This window comes from Mycobacterium persicum, assembly GCF_002086675.1.
Lineage (GTDB): Bacteria > Actinomycetota > Actinomycetes > Mycobacteriales > Mycobacteriaceae > Mycobacterium > Mycobacterium persicum.
The window spans coordinates 1-251 of the sequence record NZ_MVIF01000356.1 but is presented as its reverse complement, the minus strand read 5'-3'; the positions used below and the strand labels follow the sequence as shown (position 1 = coordinate 251).

Sequence of the window (251 nt, the reverse complement as noted above, 5' to 3'; positions counted from 1 at the left end):
CCCCCCCCGCCCCCTACAGCGCCACCGGCCTGTCCACCAAGGCCTCCACCGACCGCGCCACCCGCCTGACCACCAAGGCCGCCACCGATGCCACCACCAACACCAGCACCAATCACACCGCCAGCCTGACCACCAACACCAGCACCAAGCACCCCACCGGACACACCACCACCCCCCCCGCACACGCCCACACCACACCCCCCCCCACCCACCCCACCCACCCCACCCCCACCGCCCCCCACCACGCCCCC

The 251-nt window shown here is 74.1% G+C and carries 1 protein-coding gene; it reads left to right on the top strand.

Annotated features, from left to right (window positions below):
- The coding region (locus BST40_RS33730; protein WP_208618979.1) for a hypothetical protein at nt 1-251 on the top strand (251 nt) is incomplete at both ends.